This is a genomic window from Halorubrum tibetense (assembly GCF_042661865.1).
Taxonomy (GTDB): domain Archaea; phylum Halobacteriota; class Halobacteria; order Halobacteriales; family Haloferacaceae; genus Halorubrum; species Halorubrum tibetense.
The window spans coordinates 1-3,433 of record NZ_JBHSWW010000257.1; the positions used below are offsets into that span (position 1 = coordinate 1).

At 68.7% G+C, this 3,433-nt stretch carries 4 protein-coding genes and 1 pseudogene; 1 reads left to right on the forward strand and 4 read right to left on the reverse strand.

The genetic code is table 11. The features are described from left to right. Positions 1–309 (forward strand): annotated as a pseudogene (locus ACFQEU_RS13170) (hypothetical protein); the annotation flags it as partial. 29 nt (positions 310–338) lie between these two features. On the opposite strand, the gene ACFQEU_RS13175 reads toward ACFQEU_RS13170, so the two are convergent. The 4 genes from ACFQEU_RS13175 to ACFQEU_RS13190 form a co-directional block, all read right to left on the reverse strand. Then, positions 339–668 (reverse strand): transcription factor S, encoded by a 330-nt coding sequence (locus ACFQEU_RS13175; RefSeq protein ID WP_379782873.1) that lies wholly within the window; start codon positions 666–668, stop codon positions 339–341. Positions 669–750: 82 nt separating this feature from the next. Next, positions 751–1,362, reverse strand: a complete 612-nt coding sequence (locus ACFQEU_RS13180) for a DUF8135 domain-containing protein (RefSeq protein ID WP_379782875.1) — start codon at positions 1,360–1,362, stop codon at positions 751–753. Then, positions 1,359–2,327, reverse strand: a complete 969-nt coding sequence (locus tag ACFQEU_RS13185; protein ID WP_379782877.1) for a hypothetical protein — start codon at positions 2,325–2,327, stop codon at positions 1,359–1,361. Before ACFQEU_RS13185 ends, ACFQEU_RS13180 begins: the two co-directional genes overlap by 4 nt. A gap of 123 nt (positions 2,328–2,450) precedes the next feature. Next, on the reverse strand, positions 2,451–3,287 hold the full coding sequence (locus ACFQEU_RS13190; protein ID WP_379782879.1) for an RAD55 family ATPase: 837 nt from the start codon (positions 3,285–3,287) through the stop codon (positions 2,451–2,453). Positions 3,288–3,433 lie beyond the last annotated feature (146 nt).

Genomic DNA, 3,433 nt, shown 5'->3' on the forward strand with positions numbered 1-3,433 from the left:
GCGCTCGCCGACCTCGCGGCGCGAACGTCGCGGACGGCCGACAAGGCGAACGCACGAGACGGTTCGGGAGACGGAGCGCGGACGGGCACGGCGACAGGCATAGAAGCGGGAGCGGCAGCGGATGGGTCCCCTGTCACGGTCGTCTATGCGACCCGCGACACGACCGCCGACTGGGAACCCGTCGTCGAGCGCGCCGAGGCGCTCGGGTTCCCGACCGTCCCCCTCGAGTCAGACCACTTCTTCGTCGGGCGTGCCGGCGAGGTGGGCGAGACGGTCGCGGATGCGCTCGTACCGCGGTTGCACGAGTAAGGAGCCTGGCGTGAGCGGTTACCTGTTCGTCAGTTGTAGCCGCGCCACCGGCGACCGCACTCCTTGCACTTGAAGAATCGGGTGGGCGGCTCGTCGGCGGAGCCGGTCTGTTTGATCGTGTACCACGCCTCACCGTGGCCACACTCCTCACAGACGACGTCGTCGGCGGTGGGTTTCCCCTCGAAGTTCGCCCCCTCCTCCGTCTCTATCAGCTCGTCCCCGGTCTGCTCGACGGTGGACTCGAATCGCTCGGCGAGCCCTTCGTCGCGCTCCGTCGTCGCTCCACAGTCGTCGTTCTGACATACCATCTCGCCGCCGTCGGAGACCATCATCGAACCACAGTCGTCACAGAACTGCATACATCCGGGGCTCGGGGCGAGCGCATTTAGGTCCGGTGGACGCCGACCGGTGACACCGGCGGCCCGTTGGGCCGCGCGCCCGTTATCGCGTCCGGTCGAACCCGGGACCGTCCTCGGTGACCATCGGACAGCCGCGAACTCGGAACTCCGCGAAATCGAGCACCTCGACGATCTCCGTGTCGTCGTGGGTGCAGGCCGCCGCCGGCGGCTCCGCGAAATGCGGACAGCGCTGGCAGTACGTTCGCTTGTCGACGACGTCCTCGCGTCTCGTGTCGGGATCGGGGTCCACGCCGCGGCCCGGAATGCTCGCGTCGGGTTCGGCGTCGGCGTCGAGGGCGTCCCACACGTCGTCGACGTCGACTTCGTCCATCTCCATCCGCTCGAAGGGGTTCTCGGCATCGAGTTCGGCCTCCGCCCCGACCGAGCTATCGAGCCGGGCGAACGGGTCATCGGGGTCACTCCCGGACGTGCCGGCCGGCTCGTTCCTCTCGGTCGCGACACCGGTTCCCTCCGCTGCTACTGAGGTGTCGACCGCATCAGCAGTGTCGGGTGCCTCGTCGAGTTTCGCGAACGGATCCGGCCGGTCGTCGGTCTCCATGTGCTCGAACGGGTCGCTCGCCGGGTCGGCGTCGCCGTCGTCGTCGTCGTCTCCCCCGTCCCGATCGTCCCGCGGAGCGCCCTCGCCATCGGTCATCGGGAGCGTCCTCCCTCGTCCCGTTCCGGTTCGGCGTTCGATCCTCGTCTACCGCCGCGCGCGCTGATGTCGTCGGTGGCGGAGCCGGCGTCGGTCCTGTCGTTATCGGTCCCGCTGGCACCCGTCTCGCCGTCACCGGCCGACCCGACCTCACCCTCCAGCGCGGGGCGGTCGTCGACGGTCAGCGTCGAGGTCCCGATGAACCGCCTTCCGGGTTCGACCCCCCCGAACCGGCTCCCGCAGTAGGGACACTCCGGCTTCGACAGCAGCGACAGCCGGACACTGTTCGAGCAGCCCGCACAGTCGGCCGTCCGCACGCCGTGTCGGTTCGCTTCGGCGAGGATCGCGTCGATCCGCTCGCGCTCCGCGCGCTCCTGTCGCATCGCACGGAGCTGTCGCTGTGTCCGGACGACCGCGTTCGCGACCTTCGAGAGCTTCTCCATCGCGTCGTCGTTGGCGTCAGCGAGCGTCTCGACACGGGCATCGAGCTCGTCGAGGTCCGCCGTCGCGCTCGCGACTGCCCCGTCGAGGCGGTCGACCTCGTCGCCGAGTCCGTCGAGATCGGTTTCGACCGCGTCGAGGTCGGAGCCCACCGCGCCGAGTTCGGACTCGATCCCGCCAACGTCGTCTTCGATCGCCTCCAGCTCACTCTCGATCGCGTCGATCCGGGTCGCCAGCGTGTCGATGTCGGCGCTCATCCCGTCGATCCGGTCGGCCGTCTCCGGGTGTGTGTGGTCCGCCGCTGCCCGCTTCTCGACCTCGCGATACGTCCGGACCAGCCGGCCACGGAGGTCCTCGACGTCTTCATCGAGTCGTTCGGCGAGCGCGTCGACCCGCGACCGGAGGCTCTCGAGCTCGGACGTGGAGGGAGCGCCGCCCGTGTCGCCGCCTTCGCTGGGGTCTATCGGGCCCGTCGCCCCGTCGGTCGCGCGGTCGACGGCGTCCCCTGAGTCGGCTTCATCCATTGACGCTCCCCCTCATCTACTCGGCATTTATCGGGGAGGCTTAAGTAACCTGTCGCGTGGTTCTCCGTATCGATACTTCGGACATCGGACAGGCTCGGTGGTCGGAAGAGGAGGAGAGGAGATTCACCGGATCTTCCGCACGTCGCTGATGTCGAACCCGCCGTCGTGGACCTCCGTCTCGAACCGGACGATGTTCTCCTCCTCCAGCCGCGAGAGCACGCCGCGGAACTCCCTGACGAACATCGTCCGCGCGCGCCGCGACCCCCCGCTCTCCCACGTGAACTGGAGGGTCCCGCCGGCGGCGTCCATCAGGGTACCGAACTCCTCGTCGGTCAGCGAGTCCACGTTCACCAACACCAGGATGAGCCCCTGCCAGCGGGCCGCCGCCTTCTTCAGCCCCTTCATCACCATCGCGACGTCGCTCCACTCCATGTCGTCGGAGACGGCGGAGACGAGGTCGGTGACGGAGTCGATACACACCAGGTTCCCGGAGGCGTGTTCCGTCAGGTAGTCGCCGAAGGCGGTGAGCACGTCGTCGTACTGCCCGCGGTTATCGAGGTCCGTGATCGACGATGTCTCCCCCTCGTACCACTCCCGCGGGATCGGGCTGAGCTGGAAGAACTCCGGCGAGAGGTCACGGAACGCGATCCCGTCGACCGCGGCGTCGACGACCTCGTCCGCCATCGCGTATCCCATCTCGCGAGTGAGCGCGTCCTCGTCGGCGGTAAACGAGAGGTAGTGCACCTCCGGCGGCACAGCCGCGTCGCCCGGGAGGTCGCCGTAGTAGAGGTCGAACAGCGACTCGTCGGCCCGAGCGAGCGCGTTCATCGCCGCGCTCGTGTACATGAACTCGCGTGCGCCTGCCCCGGACTCGCCCGCGAGCAACACGACGCTTCCGGGGGGTGCGCCGCCGTCCAGGATCGAATCCAGTCGGGCGACGCCGAACGGGACACTCGACATAGCTCCGTACGGGTCGCGGTCCGGCTTAGTGTTGTCCCTCGTCGGGACCGTGTCGACCCTCGCGTCGGTCCTCCCTCTGCCGGTCGCCGGCCTCATCGCTCAGCCGTGCGCCCTCGTTGGCCGCGCGAACGACGGCGACGTCGCCG

Bases quoted from the DNA above. Each gene is read 5' to 3' on its own strand.
- ACFQEU_RS13180 (WP_379782875.1), bottom strand. From the start codon at position 1,362: ATGACCGATGGCGAGGGCGCTCCGCGGGACGATCGGGACGGGGGAGAC.
- ACFQEU_RS13175 (WP_379782873.1), bottom strand. From the start codon at position 668: ATGCAGTTCTGTGACGACTGTGGTTCGATGATGGTCTCCGACGGCGGC.
- ACFQEU_RS13190 (WP_379782879.1), bottom strand. From the start codon at position 3,287: ATGTCGAGTGTCCCGTTCGGCGTCGCCCGACTGGATTCGATCCTGGAC.
- ACFQEU_RS13185 (WP_379782877.1), bottom strand. From the start codon at position 2,327: ATGGATGAAGCCGACTCAGGGGACGCCGTCGACCGCGCGACCGACGGG.